This window comes from Neisseria bergeri (genome assembly GCA_003044455.1).
Taxonomy (GTDB): domain Bacteria; phylum Pseudomonadota; class Gammaproteobacteria; order Burkholderiales; family Neisseriaceae; genus Neisseria; species Neisseria bergeri.
This window is the reverse complement of record POWY01000012.1, coordinates 1-16,295: the sequence shown is the minus strand read 5'-3', so window position 1 is coordinate 16,295 and position 16,295 is coordinate 1. Positions and strand designations below refer to the sequence as shown.

The window sequence follows — 16,295 nt, the reverse complement described above, 5'->3', positions numbered from 1 at the left end:
TTGATACTCGGATTAAGACGGTGTTTTGACGGCTGCAACATTGGTCAGAGGCTTGGTCGGAGAAACGCCCAAGATGTTCAGGCTGCCACCCATGACTTGTTTGAAGACCGGACCTGTCACTACGCCGCCGTAGTAACCGTTTGCAGTCGGTTCGTCGATGGTTACCGCCACAATCACACGGGGATTTTTGGCAGGTGCAAAACCGATGAAAGTGGCAACGTGTTTGTAATCGACGTAACGCCCGTTGACCAACTTACGCGCCGTACCGGTTTTTGCGCCGACGTCGAAACCATCTACCGCACCCGCCGTACCCGTACCGCCGGGTTCGGTTACAGAAACCATCAACTCACGCACCTGACGTGCGGTCGATGCTTTAAATATACGTTTGCCTTGCGGCGCAACCGCCTGCTTCTCAAAGCTGACCGGCAACAAAACACCGTCATGTGTCAACACGGTATAGGCCCGTGCCAATTGCAGCAGGCTCAACTGAAGACCATAACCGAAAGACATGGTTGCCTGTTCGATAGGCCGCCATTTTTGCCAATTACGCAACGCGCCCGCACTTTCTCCCGGAAAACCGGAATGCATACGCACACCGATGCCCAATTCATGATACAAATCATACATTTCTTTCGAACTGAATCGTGCAGACAGTTTGCTTGTACCGACATTGGAAGATTTCTGCATGATACCGCGCACATCCAAAGAAGGATAAACATGGGTATCGCGCACCTGAGCCGGACCAATTTTATAAGGCTGCGTATTCAACCTCTCGTTCAAATTGGTTTTCTCCGCATCCAGTGCTTTCGCAATGACAAAGGGCTTTATTGCCGAACCGGGCTCGATCATGTCGGTAACGGCACGGTTACGCCTCTGTTCGCTGTCTGCCTGACCGGGTTTGTTGGGCTCATAGGCAGGCGTATTGACCAAGGCGAGGATTTCCCCAGTACGGGCATCCAACACTACCACTGTTCCGGCTTTTGCCTGATGGTATTCGACCGCCTTATTCAACTCTTCATAAGCCAAAGTCTGAATCCTCTGATCCAGAGAAAGAATAATGTCTTTGCCGTTTTGCGGGGCTTTATTACGCGGAGAATCCAAACTGTCCACAATATTGCCTTCCCGATCCCGCAATACGACTTCCGCACCTTCTCCAGCATGCAAACTGTCTTCAAGCGAAAGTTCCAAACCTTCCTGACCTTTGCCGTCAATATCGGTAAATCCGATGACATGTGCAAAAAGGTTACCCATCGGGTAATGGCGTTTTAATTCCTTTTGAAATGCAAAATGTTTCAAACCTAAGGCTTCCACCTCTTCGGCAAGCTTGTGGTCGAGCTGACGCTTGATCCAGATAAACGATTTGTTTTTCTGATCAAGTTTGCTCCTTAAAACATCGACCGGAACATCGATAAGCTCGGAAAGATGTTCCAATTGCGCCGCAGTCGGCATCTCCTCCATATCTTTGGGAACGGCATACAGAGATTCTGTAGGTGCACTCAATGCCAAAACCGCACCGTTCCTGTCCTCAATCGTACCGCGTGTAGCCGGCAACACCTGAGTCCGTACAATCTGGTTATCACCCTGATCTTTTAAGAAGTTATACGTTACTGTTTGAAGATACAAGCCACGAACTATCAAACCGGCAAACAAAACCGCCATCGCCAGCAAGACGAAACTAATCCGCCCGTCACTGGTCAACGGTTTTTTAACCTGCTCTTCCTTAGAAAGCATCCGGGGCTTATATTCGCTCTTAATCAACATGTTACTTCTCGTTATTTTATGTTACCGCCCTACTGCCGGAACCTGATTCCAGCAGATAGGTTACTTCTATTTTTGATGTTCCACCATAAAGGTATTACCTGAAACCGGCGGACGGAGATTTTGTTTTTCTGCCGCCGACCTAATCGCTTCATGATTCGCCAACCGCGCCTGTTGCAGCCTTAGTTGCGCATAGTTCTGCTCCAAAGCGATTTCCTGCTTTTTCGCCTTATACAAAGCCGTAAAGTTAAGCCTGTACTGGTTTTGCTGAATCACTACGGAAAAAGCCGAAATACAAACCGCAATCAGAAGAAGAAAATTCAATTTATTCATTGTTATTCAGATGTTTTCTCTGTTATCGTCCCGGTATCGGGCCGGTAGTCCGTTCCGCCACACGCAAAACCGCACTTCTCGCCCTCGGATTAGCAACCGTCTCTTCCTCGCAGGGCTTAACGGCCTTACCTACAGCCTTCAGGGGTGGCTCTGGCAAATCAGCTTCCCTTACTGCAGCCCAACGCGGCAAGGGTGCGTGTTGGGAATATTTCCTGACAAACTGCTTCACAATCCGATCTTCCAAAGAATGGAACGCGATAACTGCCAAGCGTCCTCCCTCTTTAAGACGGCACATCACCTGCGGCAATACCGCCTCTACCTCTTCGAGTTCACGGTTAATAAAGATGCGGACCGCCTGGAAGGTACGTGTTGCAGGATCTTGCCCCCGCTCACGAGTACGGACGTTTTCCGCCGCAATCTTCGCCAACTTGCTGGTTGTATCAATGGGATTTTCTGTCCGTTGTGCAACAATGGCGCGCGCAATCTGACGGCTAAACCGCTCTTCACCATAATTCTTGATTACCTCGTGCAAATCCTGTTCCGACGCAACCGCTATCCACTCTGCGGCAGACATACCGCGCGTCGTATCCATACGCATATCCAAAGGGGCATCGAAACGGAAGCTGAAACCGCGGCTGCCGTCATCGATTTGCGGAGACGAAATCCCCAAATCAAACAGCGCACCGTCCACCTTGCCGATACCCAAATCATCCAATGCCGTCTGAAAAGAAGCAAAGCCTCCATGCACGACACTGACCCGTTTGTCCGAACGCGCCAGCTCTTCTGCCACAGCAATCGCCTGCGGGTCTTTATCGAAAACAATCAACCGCCCCGCATCGCCCAACCGCGACAAAATCAGCCGGGAATGCCCTCCCCTGCCGAACGTACCGTCCACATAAACACCGTCCTCGCGCACGGCAAGCGCATCTACAGCCTCATGCAGCAAAACCGTAATATGCCGGTAACTTTCTGTTTCACTCACAATTGCAAATCCGTCTGACTCAACTGGAAGGCAAGTTCGCCAGGATCGTCGTCCAAAGCCTGAACCATTTCGGCCTCCCACTGCTCACGACCCCAAAGCTCCAAACGGTTGGCCCGCCCGACCAGAACAACTTCACGGTCAAAAACCACCCTCTTCCTCAGCCCGGCAGGAACCAATACCCGACCGGCACTATCCCATTCCAAAATTTCCGCGTTATGCAGCAGAAGATTTTGAAACCGTCGTAAAACAGGGTTATCCGCCACTTTTAAGTTCAAAAGTTGCGCCGCGACCTTTTCCCACTCTGCAACAGGATACATCAACAGCTTATGCTTCGACTCAAGCGTTACTACCACGGCAGGCGTATAGAGGCGCGACAGAATATCGCGGAATTTGGCAGGAACCGCCAACCGCCCTTTACTGTCGATACTCAATTCATGTGCGCCGCCGAACATAGATGTCCCAAGTTGAAGTTAAAATTAAATAAGGGCAAAGAAGACACTTTGACCCACATTCTCCCACTAATCGACACTATAAGAAATTTTAAACACTCGGTCAAATCAAGACAGAAAACTTCATTAACATATCTGAAATTTTAAACTCCTTTAAAAACAATAAGATAAAAAAACACCAATAACAGGAAGTTGTACACAGTATAGAGTAACCAAAGAAATAAATTACTATATAATAGAAATTTAATAAATTAACTACAATATATAGTATTAAAATAAAACCATGACAGTAACCGTACCAACGTGTACCATGTACGGAAATTCAATAAATTTACAAAAGATAACACTTATCATGACCCTCCCCCTACCCTACCCTGCCGCGCAACAATCCTCAGCCAACCTTCAAACCCTCCTTGTCGAAGAAATCAAAAAGTATGGAAATTGGATTCCATTTTCACGTTTTATGGAGCTGGTTTTATATGCCCCTCAATACGGCTATTACACCGGAGGCAGCCATAAAATCGGTAACAACGGAGATTTTATTACCTCCCCGACCCTTACCCCCCTGTTTGCCCGCACACTGGCGCGCCAACTTCAAGAACTCCTACCCCAAACCGCAGGCAATATCTATGAATTCGGTGCAGGGACCGGTCAACTCGCCGCCGATTTGTTAAACAACCTTTCAGACGGCATTAACCGTTACTACATTATTGAAATATCGCCGGAACTGGCTGCTCGTCAGAAAGACCTGATTCAGACCCTCGCACCTCAAGCCGCCCAAAAAATTGTCCATTTATCTGCACTTCCGGAAACATTTGACGGCATCATCATCGGTAACGAAGTACTCGATGCCATGCCTGTCGAAATCATCCGTAAAGATGAAGGCGGCTCATTCGAGCATGTCGGCGTTTGCCTGGATAATGACCGTTTTACCTATTCGGCACGACCGCTGCACGACTTGCAGCTATCTGCCTTGGCTTCCCTCTACTTCCCAAAAATAAGTTCCCCCTACACCAGCGAACTACATCCGCAACAATATGCCTTTATCCGCACCCTTGCCTCAAGACTCGAACACGGCTGCATGATATTCATCGACTACGGTTTTGATGCAGCGCAGTATTACCACCCTCAACGCAATCAAGGTACTCTGATCGGACACTACCGACATCACGTTATCCACAATCCTTTTGACTTCATCGGATTGGCCGATCTGACCGCACATGTCAACTTTACCGACATTGCACAAGCAGGGACGGATGCCGGATTAGATTTGATAGGTTACCTTCCCCAATCCCATTTCTTATTGAACCTGGGCATTACCGAGCTATTGGCACAGACGGGGAAAACGGATTCGGCAGCCTATATCCGTGAAGCCGCCGCTGTTCAAAAACTAATCAACCAACATGAAATGGGAGAGTTGTTTAAAGTCATCGCATTCGGTAAAAATATCAATATCGATTGGACAGGATTTTGTTTTGGCGACATCTGCCACAAACTCTAATCCTTATGCCGTCTGAATCTGCTTCAGACGGCATAAACTTTTTAACATTTAAAAACAGGAAACTAATTCAAAATTAAAAAATACGGCTTGTCAAAAAAACAAAAAAACATATAATAGCAACTTCACGAAACGGCGAATTAGCTCAGTCGGTTAGAGCAGAGGAATCATAATCCTTGTGTCCGGGGTTCGAGTCCCTGATTCGCCACCAGATTTTCGGGGGTATAGCTCAGTTGGTAGAGCGCTTGCATGGCATGCAAGAGGTCAGCGGTTCGATCCCGCTTACCTCCACCAGATAAAAAAGCACAGACCGTAAAAGGTATGTGCTTTTTTATTGCCTGATTGCCGGAAAACAAAGAACAAACCACTGCCTTCAAAACAGATAATCGACTTTAAACCTATTGCCCCGCCCGTCCTGATTTTATCAGTCCGCCAGACAAACCCGACCCGAATAATGTCTTCAGGCCGGGTTTACGGTTTCATTCCCAACTTATCCAGCCCGACAGCCACAATATAATGATGGCAATACCGAAAACAATACGGTAATAGGCAAACGGGATATAGTTTTTCTTGGAAACAAACTTCAGCAATGCTTTTACAGCCACCAAACCGGAAACAAAAGCGGCAATAAAGCCTATCAGAATCAAACCGACATCATGCAGGGTGAAAAATCGGTAATGTTTCAGGACATCATAAGCCGTTGCTGCAACCATCATCGGAACGGCCAAGAAAAATGAAAACTCCGTTGCCGTTTTCCGCTCGATTCCCCAAAGCATCCCGCCCATAATCGTACTGCCCGAACGGGACGTACCCGGAACCAGTGCAAACACTTGGGCAACGCCGATCATCAACGCATCAATCGGACGCAATGCATCGACATCGGCAATTTTAGGCTCTGCCCGGCTTTGGCGTTTCTCCACCCACAAAATAAAAAAACCGCCCAAAACCAGCATGACCGCCACACTCAAAGGATTGAACAGATGTTCTTTAATCTGTTTGCCGAACAACAGCCCCATCACGGCGGCAGGTATAAAAGCAATGGCAAGATTGAGGACGAAGCGGTTGGCTTTCCGGTCTTTTCCCAAACCGTGCAACACATTGTTGAAACGCTGCCGGTATTCAAACACTACCGCCAAAACCGCACCGAGCTGGATGGCAATTTCAAAAACCTTGTGATTGCTGTGAAAATCAATCAGATTGCCGAACACAATCAAATGTCCGGTGCTGGAAATCGGTAAAAATTCGGTAAAACCTTCTACCAAGCCCATCATCAGGGCTTTCAGGACAATCAGAAAATCCATTGCTTGTGCTTCTTTCGGATACGGGAGTTCGGCTATTTCTGTACAGCAGGGGTCTGACGCTTGCGTTCTTCCCTGACTTTGGCAACCAATTCTTTAATCGTATGAACGCCGCCGTCAAAGCCGTTATTGAAGATGACGCGGTATTTTCCGCCGACAACAACGGTCGGCGTGTTGTCAATACCGTATTGTTCCGTCAGTTTCTGCATTTTTAATGCGGCGGCGGCAGCTTCGGGGGAATCATAGGCGCGCATCAGTTTTTTGCCGTCAAAGCCTTTTTGTGACAAAGCCCATTTTTCGGCAACCGCCCTGTTTTCCAAGCGGATTTTTTGTTCGTAAACTGCTTTAAACACGGCAGGGTTTGCCTGATATTTCAAACCCGACAAATTGACGGCGGCCGCCATTCTGGCCAATCCGAGCATTTCAGGTCGCCAGACCACGTGCTCCGTCCTTAAATAGGCATCAGACGGCAATGCCTTGCCCAATTTCAATAACAAAGGATCGAAATGATGACAATGTACGCAGAAATAGCCGAAAAATTCCAAAACCTCAATTTTGCCCGACTGTTCTTGAGGAATGGGTTTATCCAACACAAGATAGTCTTCCCCTTCCGTCAGGGCATATGCCTGTGCGGACAACACTGCCGAAAGCAGCAGCGGCAACAGATGTTTGAGCTTCATAATTATTTGCCTTCAATCGCACGGATCAGGCTGGCGACCCCGTGCTTTTTCAACTCGTCCTGCATTTTTTTCACCGCATCGGCAGACATATTGCCGCTTTGCACGCGGTAAAGCGTTTTACTTCCTGCCTGATAGCCGACCACTTTGGAAGATATGCCCAAGATTGCCAGTTTGGCACGCTGCCCTTCCGCGCTCCGGCGGTCGGCATACGCGCCCATTTGCAGATAATGCGTTGTTTCCGCCTTGTCGGACGTTTTCATTTTCTGCACTTCTTTGGCGGCGGCACTGCGCGCTTTTTCGATGCTGCCGCTGTTGAGGATTTGTTCAGGGGTCGGTTTGGGTGCAACTTTTTCCTTCGCCGCCTTTTTCTCTTCTTTTGAAGCTTTTTTCTCTGTTTCTTTAGACGGTTTTACCGCTTGTTTTTTAACCGTTTCGGCATCTTTCTTCTGCGCTTTTTCCCCGACGGTTTGTTCACGTTCTTCCGTCAGTGCTTTCTTACGCACTGCCTGCCCGTCCGACTTTTCCCGCTCCGGCTCGCCCGCCTTTTCCTCAACCTCGTCGGCTTTGTCGGCAACGGGCTGCTTGTCGGCAGTTTTTTCCGCATCCGACTGCTCTGACTCTTTCGCAGCATCCGGTTCGGACAAGGCGTTTTGATCGGTCGGTTCAGATCGGATGTCTTCCTTAGGCTGGTTTTTCGGTTTCAGGATTTCCGTTTCTGCAGACTGCTTCGACGGAGCCGGGATTTTGAACGCATTTTGACCGCTCTGGTTCAGATAAAACAAAATACCGGCAATAATGACTGTTGCCAGTATCAGACCGAAGAAGAAACCGGACAGACCTTTTCCGGATTGAGAAAATTTGTTCATAAACATACCTTAATGTATTTCAGACGGCATTGACACCGTTTGCGTACGGGCAGATATTCTAACAATATTGCCATATTTGAGCAAAATCTGACCCGACACCCTTTCACAAAGCACGACGGAAGCCCACGGCTTTCATAACATGGCTTCTGCCGACTTCTTCGTCGCCTGCCAAATCCGCCAACGTACGCGCCACGCGCATGATGCGGTGGAAGCTGCGGGCGGAGAGGGAGAGTTTTTCCAACAGGCTGCCCAAGGCTTCCTGCGCTTCTTTTTGGATGCGGGCGGACGTGTCGAGTTCACTGACGCTCAAGGCGGCATTCACTTTGCCTTGCCGCGCGTATTGTTTGTCGCGGGCGGCAATCACGCGCGCCAACACGACGGCACTGCTTTCCCCTGCTTCCTGCTGCATCAGTTCGGCGGCGGACAGGCTGGGGACTTCGATGATCAAATCGATGCGGTCGAGCAGCGGACCGGAAATCTTGCTGCGGTAACGCGCGACGCTTTCGGGCGTGCAGCGGCAGGGTTTGACAGGATGCCCGAGATAACCGCACGGACAAGGGTTCATGGCGGCGACAAGCTGGAATTTCGCCGGATAGACGGCTTGACGCGCCGCGCGGGAAATGTGGATTTCACCGTTTTCCAAAGGTTCGCGCAAAACTTCCAAAACTTTGCGGTCAAACTCGGGCAGCTCGTCCAAAAACAAAACGCCGTGATGCGCCAATGAAATTTCGCCCGGACGCGGATCAGAACCGCCGCCGACCATAGCCGCCGAACTCGCGCTGTGGTGCGGGCTGCGGAAGGGGCGGTGGTTGTCGAGCTGCTGTTGATGGTTGGGCAGGAGCGAACGCAATGCCCACACTTCGACCAATTCGTCTTCGGTCAAAGGCGGCAGGATGCCGGGCAGCCGTTGGGAAAGCATGGATTTGCCCGTTCCCGGCGGACCCATCATCAAAAGGCTGTGTCCGCCTGCGGCGGCAATTTCCAAAGCGAGGCGCGCGGTATGCTGACCCTTGACATCGACGAGGTCGGGCAATTTGGTGTTTTCAAACGGCATCTGAGGAACTTGGCATTCGGTTTGCGCCAAAGGTTCGATACCGTTCAAATGAGCGGCGACTTCGCCCAAAGAGCGCGCGCCGTAAACGGTAATGCCGCGCATCACGGCGGCTTGTCCTGCGTTTTCTTCAGGCAAAACAAATGCACGTTTTGCCTGCATACCCTGCCACGCCATCGCCAACGCGCCGCGCACGGGGCGCAACAACCCCGACAGTGCCAATTCCCCCGCAAACTCGTATTCCGCCAGCTTTTCGGGCACAACCTGCCCAGATGCGGCAAGGATGCCGATTGCAATCGGCAGGTCGAAACGTCCCGATTCTTTGGGCAGGTCGGCGGGGGCGAGGTTGACGGTGATTTTTTTGGCCGGGAACTCGAAACCGCTTTGGATGATGGCGGCGCGGACGCGGTCGCGGCTTTCCTTTACTTCCGTATCGGGCAGTCCGACGATGTTGAAATGCGGCAGGCCGTTGGCAAGGTGGGCTTCCACTTCGACCAACGGCGCATTCATACCGCTCAAGGCGCGGCTGTAAACCAAGGCAAGCGACATATTTCAGACGGCCTTATTCGCCGGCTGCGGTTTGCTGCCTGATTTCGGCGACGGCTTCTTCGGCAGCGGCTTCAGCCGCTTCCAATGCTGCCCGTTCGGGATTTTGCGCGGCTTCGAGTTTCGCCAGACGCGCTTCCAAAGCCGCCAGTTTGGTACGGGTTTTAATCAAAACCTGCTGCTGGATGTCGAATTCTTCGCGCGTAACCAAATCCATACGGTTGAACGCGCCGCCCAGCATCGCCTTAATATTTTTTTCCACATCTTTGGCAGGGCTGTTGGCGATGGTTTCGCTGATTTTCGAGCCGACTTCTTCAAAAAGCTGCTTGCCGAACATTATCTGTATCCTTCCTGAACATATCAAATTCAAGCGGCTATTGTATAAGGAAAAATGCCGTCTGAAAACGGGCGGTGGATAATCGTCAAAACATACCGCCCCCCTTTGCGGTTGCTAAATTACACTTCAAGACACCTGCCGTCTGAAAACGGATTTCATATTCCGCGCAACGCCCGATTACAAGACACTACAAAACAATATGCTGTTTTAAATGATTTTTCCGATGCGCATCGTTTCAAACTCGGCTTTTTAAGCCATTAAGTGCTTTGCAAACAAAAAAATTTGGGTTATGCTGAACCAAATTATTTACAATTTCATGTGATTTCATTACATATCTTATTGTGATTGAAGATAATTTATCCGAATCCCCTTTCGGGTGTCCGGATTTTCAGTTGTACTTTTATTAGAAAAACATTTCAGGCGCAAGTTGCTTGCAATTTCAAAGCCTGTAATTCTGAAGTTTTAGACGAGGAATAGCACATGAATCCCATGTACATCACTTTTGCAATCTATCTGGTTGCAGTCCTTCTCATCGGGCTTGCCGCTTATTTTTCCACGCGCAATTTCGACGATTATATTTTGGGCGGCCGCAGCCTGGGTCCGTTCGTTACGGCGATGTCGGCGGGCGCGTCCGATATGTCCGGCTGGCTTTTGATGGGGCTGCCGGGCGCGATTTACCTGAGCGGTTTGAACGAAGCCTGGATTGCCATCGGCCTCTTGGTCGGCGCGTATTTCAACTGGCTCTTGGTGGCGGGCCGCCTGCGCGTGCATACCGAATATGCCAACAATGCGCTGACGCTGCCGGATTATTTCTTCCACCGCTTCGGCGCGGGCGGACACTTGATGAAAGTGGTTTCCGCATTGATTATCCTGTTTTTCTTCACGATTTATTGCGCCTCGGGCATTGTGGCGGGCGCAACCCTGTTCCAAAGCCTGTTTGAAGGTATGACTTACAATCAGGCAATGTGGCTGGGCGCGGGTGCGACCATCGCCTATACCTTCTTGGGCGGCTTCTTGGCGGTAAGCTGGACGGATACGCTGCAAGCATCTTTGATGATTTTCGCCCTGATTTTAACGCCGGTGATGGTCTATCTGGGCTTGGGCGGCGCGGAACAAATGTCTGCCGCGATTCAAAGCGTCGCCGCAGGCACGGGCAAAGAATACGGCAGCCTGTTTGCCGGTACGACCGTCATCGGCATCATTTCCACCGCCGCATGGGGCTTGGGCTATTTCGGACAGCCGCACATTTTGGCGCGCTTTATGGCCGCCGAAAGCGCGAAATCGCTGGTATCCGCACGCCGCATCGGTATGACTTGGATGGCGTTGTGCCTTGCGGGCGCGGTAGCGGTCGGTTATTTCGGCATTGCGTATTTCGGTGCAAACCCCGACAAAGTTTCTTCTATGAGCGGCAACCACGAACGCATCTTCATCGCGCTTTCCACCCTGCTGTTCAACCCTTGGATCGCCGGTATTATTTTGAGCGCGATTTTGGCGGCGGTGATGTCCACCCTGTCCTGCCAGCTTTTGGTTTGCTCCAGCGCGATTACCGAAGACTTCTACAAAGGCTTTTTGCGTAAAAACGCGCAACAGTCGGAACTGGTATGGGTCGGCCGGCTGATGGTCTTGGCGATTGCCGTGATTTCCATCCTGATTGCTTCCGATCCGAACAGCAAAGTATTGGGACTGGTGTCTTACGCGTGGGCAGGTTTCGGTGCGGCGTTCGGCCCGATTGTGATTCTGTCCGTATTGTGGAAACGCATCACTGCCTACGGCGCGTTGTCGGGTATGGTTGCAGGTGCGTTAACCGTTGTTGTGTGGGCGGAATGGGTGAAAAAACCGGCTCAAGCGGCAGGAGAAAGCGGCCTGTTGACGATGTACGAAATCGTGCCGGGCTTTATTGTTTGCTTGATCGTTGCCGTGTTGGTTTCCCTGTTCAACAAAGAACCTTCGCGCGAAATCCAAGAACGCTTTGAAAAAGCCGACGCAGATTACCGCGCCGCCCGATAAACCCCTTTCAGACGGCACGGCATCCCGGTTCGTGCCGTCTGAACCCGTTTCCGGGTCAAACACAAATAAACCTTGCCTGCATACAGGCCTTATTTGTGTTTTACCCGTTTCATTTTCAAAGAAACGGAAGCACCTACCCTGCCCGCATTTGAAGCCTTGTATTTCATCTGTGGATTTATTACGATATTACCGTATTCAGGCCGCACCGATGCCGTCTGAACCCCCCGAAAAACTTTGGAGAATCCAAAAAATGTTTCATTTTGCATTTCCGGCACAAACTGCCCTGCGCCAAGCGATAACCGATGCCTACCGCCGTAATGAAATCGAAGCCGTACAGGATATGTTGCAACGTGCACAGATGAGCGACGAAGAGCGCAACTCCGCCTCCGAACTTGCCCGCCGTTTGGTTACTCAAGTCCGCGCCGGCCGCACCAAAGCCGGCGGCGTAGATGCGCTGATGCACGAGTTTTCACTCTCCAGTGAAGAAGGCATCGCGCTGATGTGTCTGGCAGAAGCCCTGCTGCGTATCCCCGACAACGCCACGCGCGACCGCCTGATTGCCGACAAGATTTCAGACGGCAACTGGAAAAGCCATTTGAACAACAGCCCTTCCCTCTTCGTCAACGCCGCCGCCTGGGGTCTGCTGATTACCGGCAAACTGACCGCCACAAACGACAAACAAATGAGTTCCGCACTCAGCCGCCTGATCAGCAAAGGCGGCGCACCGCTCATCCGCCAAGGCGTGAATTACGCAATGCGCCTGTTGGGCAAACAGTTCGTCACCGGACAAACCATTGAAGAAGCCCTGCAAAACGGCAAAGAACGCGAAAAAATGGGCTACCGCTTCTCCTTCGATATGTTGGGCGAAGCCGCCTACACCCAAGCCGATGCCGACCGCTACTACCGCGACTATGTCGAAGCCATCCACGCCATCGGCAAAGATGCCGCAGGCCAAGGCGTTTACGAAGGCAACGGCATTTCCGTCAAACTCTCCGCCATCCATCCGCGCTACTCGCGCGCCCAACACGGCCGCGTGATGGGAGAACTGTTGCCGCGCCTGAAAGAATTGTTCCTTTTGGGTAAAAAATACGATATCGGTATCAATATCGATGCCGAAGAAGCCAACCGCTTGGAGCTGTCTTTGGATTTGATGGAGGCACTCGTTTCCGACCCCGATTTGGCAGGCTACAAAGGCATCGGTTTCGTTGTCCAAGCCTACCAAAAACGCTGCCCCTTCGTCATCGACTACCTGATCGACCTTGCCCGCCGCAACAACCAAAAACTGATGATCCGCCTCGTCAAAGGCGCGTATTGGGACAGCGAAATCAAATGGGCGCAAGTGGACGGCTTGAACGGCTATCCGACCTACACCCGCAAAGTGCATACCGACATTTCCTACCTCGCCTGCGCGCGCAAACTGCTTTCCGCGCAAGATGCCGTGTTCCCGCAATTCGCCACCCACAACGCTTACACCTTGGGCGCAATCTACCAAATGGGCAAAGGCAAAGACTTTGAACACCAATGCCTGCACGGCATGGGCGAAACCCTGTACGACCAAGTGGTCGGCCCGCAAAACTTAGGCCGCCGCGTGCGCGTGTACGCCCCGGTCGGTACGCACGAAACCCTGCTCGCCTACTTGGTGCGCCGCCTGTTGGAAAACGGCGCGAACTCGTCTTTCGTCAACCAAATCGTTGATGAAAACATCAGCATCGACCGCCTGATTAAAAGCCCGTTCGACACCATCGCCGAACAGGGCATCCACCTGCACAACGCCCTGCCGCTGCCGCGCGATTTGTACGGCAAATGCCGTCTGAACTCGCAAGGCGTGGACTTGAGCAACGAAAACGTATTGCAGCAGCTTCAAGAACAGATGAACAAAGCCGCCGCGCAAGACTTCCACGCCGCATCCATCGTCAACGGCAAAGCCCGCGATGTCGGCGAAGCGCAACCGATTAAAAACCCTGCCGACCACGGCGATGTTGTCGGTACGGTCAGCTTTGCCGATGCCGCGCTTGCCCAAGAAGCGGTTGGCGCAGCCGTTGCCGCGTTCCCCGAATGGAGTGCGACACCTGCCGCCGAGCGCGCCGCCTGCCTGCGCCGTTTCGCCGACCTGCTCGAACAGCACACCCCCGCGCTGATGATGCTTGCCGTGCGCGAAGCAGGCAAAACGCTGAACAACGCCATTGCCGAAGTGCGCGAAGCCGTCGATTTCTGCCGCTACTACGCAAACGAAGCCGAACACACCCTGCCTCAAGACGCAAAAGCCGTCGGCGCGATTGTCGCCATCAGCCCGTGGAACTTCCCGCTCGCCATCTTTACCGGCGAAGTCGTTTCCGCATTGGCGGCAGGCAACACCGTCATCGCCAAACCTGCCGAACAAACCAGCCTGATTGCCGGTTACGCCGTTTCCCTGATGCACGAAGCGGGTATCCCGACTTCCGCCTTGCAACTTGTCCTCGGCGCAGGCGATGTCGGCGCGGCGCTGACAGGCGATCCACGCATCGGCGGCGTGATTTTCACAGGCTCGACCGAAGTGGCGCGCCTGATTAACAAAGCCCTTGCCAAACGCGGCGACAATCCCGTCCTGATTGCCGAAACCGGCGGACAAAACGCCATGATTGTCGATTCCACCGCACTTGCCGAACAAGTCTGCGCCGACGTATTGAACTCCGCCTTCGACAGCGCAGGACAACGCTGCTCCGCCCTTCGCATCCTTTGCGTTCAAGAAGATGTCGCCGACAAGATGCTCGCCATCATCAAAGGCGCGATGGACGAATTGGTCGTCGGCAAACCCGTTCAGCTCACTACCGACGTAGGTCCCGTCATCGATGCCGAAGCGCAGCAAAACCTGTTGAACCACATCAACAAAATGAAAGGCGTTGCCAAGTCCTACCACGAAGTCAAAACCGCCGCCGATGTCGATTCCGAAAAATCCACGTTCGTTCGCCCCATCCTGTTTGAGCTGAACAACCTCAACGAACTGCAACGCGAAGTCTTCGGCCCCGTCCTGCACGTCGTCCGCTACCGCGCCGACGAACTCGACAGCGTCATCGACCAAATCAACAGCAAAGGCTACGCCCTGACCCACGGCGTACACAGCCGCATCGAAGGCACGGTACGCCACATCCGCAGCCGCATCGAAGCCGGCAACGTTTACGTCAACCGCAACATCGTCGGCGCAGTCGTCGGCGTACAGCCTTTCGGCGGACACGGTCTGTCCGGCACAGGCCCCAAAGCAGGCGGTTCGTTCTACCTGCAAAAACTGACCCGCATCCCCGAATGGGTTGCCCCGACCCTGAGCCAAATCGGACAGGCGGACGAAGCCGCGCTCAAACGCCTCGAAACACTGGTTCACAAACTGCCGTTCAACGCCGAAGAGAAAAAAGCCGCAGCGGCCGCTTTGGGACACGCCCGCATCCGCACCCTGCGCCGTGCCGAAACCGTCCTTACCGGCCCGACCGGCGAGCGCAACAGCATCTCATGGCACGCGCCCAAACGCGTTTGGATACACGGCGGCAGCACGGTTCAAGCCTTTGCCGCACTGACCGAACTTGCCGCCTCCGGCGTACAGGCAGTGGTCGAACCCGACAGCCCCTTGGCTTCCTACACCGCCGACCTGGAAGGCCTGCTGCTGGTCAACGGCAAACCCGAAACCGCCGGCATCAGCCACGTTGCCGCCCTGTCTCCTTTGGACAGCGCGCGCAAACAGGAACTTGCCGCCCACGACGGCGCACTCATCCGCGTCCTCCCTTCGGAAAACGGACTCGACATCCTGCAAGTGTTTGAAGAAATCTCTTGCAGCGTCAACACCACAGCCGCCGGCGGCAACGCCAGCCTGATGGCGGTCGCCGACTGATTTTGCCAAAACCGCCCGAGCGCGGCCCGTGAACAAATGCCGTCTGAAAACCTTTCAGACGGCATTTTTATAGTGGATTAACAAAAATCAGGACAAGGCGACGAAGCCGCAGACAGTACAAATAGTACGGAACCGATTCACTTGGTGCTTCAGCACCTTAGAAAATCGTTCTCTTTGAGCTGAGGCGAGGCAACGCCGTACCGGTTTTTGTTAATCCACTATATTTCGTCATTCGCACAACTTAACGTTGATTACCTGCACAAGCCCAAATCGCATCACCATCACGTTTTTTGCTTCGTTATTCCAACTTCTTTTATTCCATCGCTCCTACGAAAACAGAAAACCAAAATAGAAACCCAAATCCCGTCATTCCCGCGCAGGCGGGAATCCAGTCCGTTCGGTTTCAGTTGTTTCTGATAAATCTTGCAGCGTTGGGTTTTTAGATTCCCGCAACTTTTCGTCATTCCCGTGAAAACGGGAATCTAGAGCGTAGGGTTGAAGAAACTGTTTTATCCGATAAGTTTCTGTGCGGACAGGTCTGGATTCCCGCCTGCGCGGGAATGACGGGTTTCAAGATTACGGTGTTGTCGGGAATGACGGTTCGGGCATTTCCCTGCGCCCGCCCCGCGCCTGT

At 52.2% G+C, this 16,295-nt stretch carries 13 protein-coding genes and 2 tRNA genes; 6 read left to right on the top strand and 9 right to left on the bottom strand.

The genetic code is table 11. The annotated features are described in order from the left end of the window. Positions 1–12: 12 nt before the first annotated feature. From penA to mraZ, 4 genes are all read right to left on the bottom strand, one after another. Positions 13–1,761 (bottom strand): peptidoglycan D,D-transpeptidase PBP2, encoded by a 1,749-nt coding sequence (penA, locus tag DBY86_RS10375; protein ID WP_107819907.1) that lies wholly within the window; start codon positions 1,759–1,761, stop codon positions 13–15. Between the two features lie 66 nt (positions 1,762–1,827). Continuing rightward, positions 1,828–2,091 carry a cell division protein FtsL gene (gene ftsL, locus DBY86_RS10370; RefSeq protein WP_003676740.1) on the bottom strand — a complete coding sequence of 88 codons (264 nt, stop codon included), beginning with the start codon at positions 2,089–2,091 and terminating at the stop codon, positions 1,828–1,830. 22 nt (positions 2,092–2,113) lie between these two features. Then, a complete protein-coding gene (gene rsmH, locus DBY86_RS10365) occupies positions 2,114–3,073 on the bottom strand; it encodes a 16S rRNA (cytosine(1402)-N(4))-methyltransferase RsmH (RefSeq protein ID WP_107819906.1) in 960 nt (319 codons plus the stop codon). Beyond that, on the bottom strand, positions 3,070–3,525 hold the full coding sequence (gene mraZ / locus DBY86_RS10360) for a division/cell wall cluster transcriptional repressor MraZ (RefSeq protein ID WP_003676745.1): 456 nt from the start codon (positions 3,523–3,525) through the stop codon (positions 3,070–3,072). Before mraZ ends, rsmH begins: the two co-directional genes overlap by 4 nt. 349 nt (positions 3,526–3,874) lie before the next feature. On the opposite strand from mraZ, the gene DBY86_RS10355 reads away from it, so the two are divergent. The 3 genes from DBY86_RS10355 (at position 3,875) to DBY86_RS10345 (ending at position 5,314) form a co-directional block, all read left to right on the top strand. Further along, on the top strand, positions 3,875–5,023 hold the full coding sequence (locus DBY86_RS10355; protein WP_199901092.1) for a class I SAM-dependent methyltransferase: 1,149 nt from the start codon (positions 3,875–3,877) through the stop codon (positions 5,021–5,023). Positions 5,024–5,154: 131 nt separating this feature from the next. Beyond that, positions 5,155–5,231 (top strand) — tRNA-Met (locus DBY86_RS10350). A gap of 7 nt (positions 5,232–5,238) precedes the next feature. Then, positions 5,239–5,314: transfer RNA gene (locus DBY86_RS10345), tRNA-Ala, on the top strand. A gap of 185 nt (positions 5,315–5,499) precedes the next feature. Here the strand turns inward: DBY86_RS10345 and DBY86_RS10340 are convergent. The 5 genes from DBY86_RS10340 to DBY86_RS10320 form a co-directional block, all read right to left on the bottom strand. Then, positions 5,500–6,321, bottom strand: coding sequence for an undecaprenyl-diphosphate phosphatase (locus DBY86_RS10340; RefSeq protein WP_107819904.1), 822 nt, complete (start codon positions 6,319–6,321; stop codon positions 5,500–5,502). Between the two features lie 32 nt (positions 6,322–6,353). Next, positions 6,354–6,998 (bottom strand): thiol:disulfide interchange protein DsbA/DsbL, encoded by a 645-nt coding sequence (locus tag DBY86_RS10335; protein ID WP_107819903.1) that lies wholly within the window; start codon positions 6,996–6,998, stop codon positions 6,354–6,356. A gap of 2 nt (positions 6,999–7,000) precedes the next feature. Continuing rightward, positions 7,001–7,864, bottom strand: coding sequence for a cell division protein FtsN (gene ftsN / locus DBY86_RS10330; protein ID WP_192883300.1), 864 nt, complete (start codon positions 7,862–7,864; stop codon positions 7,001–7,003). 103 nt (positions 7,865–7,967) lie between these two features. Further along, positions 7,968–9,464 carry a YifB family Mg chelatase-like AAA ATPase gene (locus tag DBY86_RS10325; protein WP_107819901.1) on the bottom strand — a complete coding sequence of 499 codons (1,497 nt, stop codon included), beginning with the start codon at positions 9,462–9,464 and terminating at the stop codon, positions 7,968–7,970. Positions 9,465–9,477: 13 nt separating this feature from the next. Further along, positions 9,478–9,798 carry an accessory factor UbiK family protein gene (locus DBY86_RS10320; RefSeq protein ID WP_003750274.1) on the bottom strand — a complete coding sequence of 107 codons (321 nt, stop codon included), beginning with the start codon at positions 9,796–9,798 and terminating at the stop codon, positions 9,478–9,480. Between the two features lie 54 nt (positions 9,799–9,852). On the opposite strand from DBY86_RS10320, the gene DBY86_RS10315 reads away from it, so the two are divergent. From DBY86_RS10315 to putA, 3 genes are all read left to right on the top strand, one after another. Next, the gene (locus DBY86_RS10315) at positions 9,853–10,059 is read left to right on the top strand and encodes a hypothetical protein (RefSeq protein WP_107819900.1); all 207 of its coding nucleotides are present in this window, start codon (positions 9,853–9,855) and stop codon (positions 10,057–10,059) included. Between the two features lie 219 nt (positions 10,060–10,278). Further along, on the top strand, positions 10,279–11,805 hold the full coding sequence (gene putP / locus DBY86_RS10310; RefSeq protein ID WP_107819899.1) for a sodium/proline symporter PutP: 1,527 nt from the start codon (positions 10,279–10,281) through the stop codon (positions 11,803–11,805). Positions 11,806–12,055: 250 nt separating this feature from the next. Then, on the top strand, positions 12,056–15,661 hold the full coding sequence (gene putA, locus DBY86_RS10300; protein ID WP_107819934.1) for a bifunctional proline dehydrogenase/L-glutamate gamma-semialdehyde dehydrogenase PutA: 3,606 nt from the start codon (positions 12,056–12,058) through the stop codon (positions 15,659–15,661). The last annotated feature ends 634 nt before the right edge of the window (positions 15,662–16,295 follow it).

Excerpts from the sequence above, each read along its gene's own strand:
- putP (WP_107819899.1), top strand. The coding sequence starts at position 10,279 with ATGAATCCCATGTACATCACTTTTGCAATCTATCTGGTTGCAGTCCTT.
- DBY86_RS10325 (WP_107819901.1), bottom strand. The coding sequence starts at position 9,464 with ATGTCGCTTGCCTTGGTTTACAGCCGCGCCTTGAGCGGTATGAATGCG.
- penA (WP_107819907.1), bottom strand. The coding sequence starts at position 1,761 with ATGTTGATTAAGAGCGAATATAAGCCCCGGATGCTTTCTAAGGAAGAG.
- DBY86_RS10320 (WP_003750274.1), bottom strand. The coding sequence starts at position 9,798 with ATGTTCGGCAAGCAGCTTTTTGAAGAAGTCGGCTCGAAAATCAGCGAA.
- DBY86_RS10355 (WP_199901092.1), top strand. The coding sequence starts at position 3,875 with ATGACCCTCCCCCTACCCTACCCTGCCGCGCAACAATCCTCAGCCAAC.
- DBY86_RS10340 (WP_107819904.1), bottom strand. The coding sequence starts at position 6,321 with ATGGATTTTCTGATTGTCCTGAAAGCCCTGATGATGGGCTTGGTAGAA.
- ftsL (WP_003676740.1), bottom strand. The coding sequence starts at position 2,091 with ATGAATAAATTGAATTTTCTTCTTCTGATTGCGGTTTGTATTTCGGCT.
- putA (WP_107819934.1), top strand. The coding sequence starts at position 12,056 with ATGTTTCATTTTGCATTTCCGGCACAAACTGCCCTGCGCCAAGCGATA.
- DBY86_RS10335 (WP_107819903.1), bottom strand. The coding sequence starts at position 6,998 with ATGAAGCTCAAACATCTGTTGCCGCTGCTGCTTTCGGCAGTGTTGTCC.
- ftsN (WP_192883300.1), bottom strand. The coding sequence starts at position 7,864 with ATGAACAAATTTTCTCAATCCGGAAAAGGTCTGTCCGGTTTCTTCTTC.
- DBY86_RS10315 (WP_107819900.1), top strand. The coding sequence starts at position 9,853 with ATGCCGTCTGAAAACGGGCGGTGGATAATCGTCAAAACATACCGCCCC.
- mraZ (WP_003676745.1), bottom strand. The coding sequence starts at position 3,525 with ATGTTCGGCGGCGCACATGAATTGAGTATCGACAGTAAAGGGCGGTTG.